Origin of the sequence: Collinsella sp. TM04-29 (assembly GCF_003466565.1) — a bacterium.
GTDB lineage: Bacteria > Actinomycetota > Coriobacteriia > Coriobacteriales > Coriobacteriaceae > Collinsella.
Genome location: NZ_QSPW01000012.1, coordinates 1 through 1693, shown reverse-complemented (window position 1 = coordinate 1693; position 1693 = coordinate 1). Strand labels below are relative to the sequence as shown.

Genomic DNA, 1693 nt, shown 5'->3' with positions numbered 1-1693 from the left:
CCAGACCGGAGGGGCGCCGTGGGCGGGAATCTGGGCGTACATATTTCCTACATATCTTGTGATCCGACTAACGTTTGCCAGCCGTTAACTACCACTCGCCGAGCATCTCTTTATATAAGGCAGTCTCATGGTTAAAGCGGATACGTCCCCCTAGCTAAAGCACAGCCAGCATCGAGCAACTCATCGCGTTCTTCCACCGAGAACCCCTCGGCGTAGACGCGCACCACTGGTTCGGTCCCGCTAGGACGGACCAGCAGCCACGTGTCATCCTCGAATGACAGACGCAAGCCGTCCATATGACTAACGTTTTGCGGCACCTTGCCACAAATCGACTTGGGGTTTACGCCCGGCAGCAGGGTTCGTAACGTTTCGGCATCTTCGGCCTCAAGGCGCAAATCACGTCGACCGTAACTCGTCTTACCAAAACTGTCCTCGAGTTGGTCGACCAGAACGCCCAAAGGCGCGTCCGTCTTTGCCATAAGCTCGCACAGAATCAGACAGGCGAGGATTCCATCGCGCTCGGGCATATGCGCGGCGATGCCGATACCACCGGCTTCTTCGCCGCCCATGAGGACGCCGCCCTTCTTCATCTCCGCCGCTATATATTTGAAACCGACTGGTTTGACGGTCACGCGGCAGCCAAGCGCCTCGGCAATGCGACGCACGAGCGTCGAGCATGAAAGATTGACAACGACGCGCCCCTCCAAATTACGAAATTGAACCAAGTCGCCCAAAACGAGCGCCATGATCTGATGCGGATGTATATATCTGCCGCGCTCGTCAACCGCGCCGATACGGTCGGCGTCGCCGTCGGTCACCAGGCCAGCGCAAGCTCCGTCCTCGATAACCGTGCGCTCGCAAGCGTCCACCCACGGCTCAACGGGGTCGGGGCAGATATCTTCTTGGTCAGGTGCCTGCCCGGCATGAATCTCGTGCACCTCAACGCCAAGCTCGCGCAGCAAGTCGGCTAGATAGCCCTGAGCTGCGCCGCCCATGGGATCAACAACCACGCGCAGGTGCGCGGCGCGGATGGCTTCGGCATCGACAAACGATGCCACCGCCTGCATATAGTCAGGAATGATATCCGCGGTGCGATATTGCCCCTCGATCCCCATTGGCTCGGGAGCCATGGTCTCTTCGAGCTCTTCGATGACATCCTGGTTGGCGGTCGAGCCGTCACCCATGCGAATCTTGAGACACAGATAACCCTGCGGATGATGGGACCCCGTCACCATGAGCGCGCCGCACGCCTCACCGTCATAAGCCGCCGCCCACGTAAGGGCAGGGGTCGGAACAGGTCGCGAAGCGAGCACGGCGTCTAGCCTGTGCGCTGCTAGCACACCCGCCGCAAGCTCAGCGAACTCGCGCGCCAGGGGCCGAGTGTCGAACCCTATATATACCGTTTTGCCCGGATTGGTCTTTTGCCACAACTCGCCGACGGCATCGGCGATACGGGCAACGTTATCGGCAGTGAAGTCCTCATCGACGCGAGCGCGCCAACCGTCAGTTCCAAAATGAATTATCGCGCACACGCGCAGACACCTCACAGTGTTTGGATCATGGTACGCATGAGGTATACCCGCGATACACGCTCGGCAACCTGCCGGCACCAGCATTCACCATTTGGGCAAATGCTGCCGAGGACATGCAGGCAATCAGAACCACCCTTAAAAAGGGTGGTTCGCTCTTAGGG

At 59.1% G+C, this 1693-nt stretch carries 1 protein-coding gene; it reads right to left on the bottom strand.

All coding sequences use genetic code 11. The annotated features are described in order from the left end of the window. Positions 1 to 131 precede the first annotated feature (131 nt). Positions 132 to 1532, bottom strand: coding sequence for a phosphoglucomutase/phosphomannomutase family protein (locus tag DXD39_RS10030; protein ID WP_117803981.1), 1401 nt, complete (start codon positions 1530 to 1532; stop codon positions 132 to 134). Positions 1533 to 1693 lie beyond the last annotated feature (161 nt).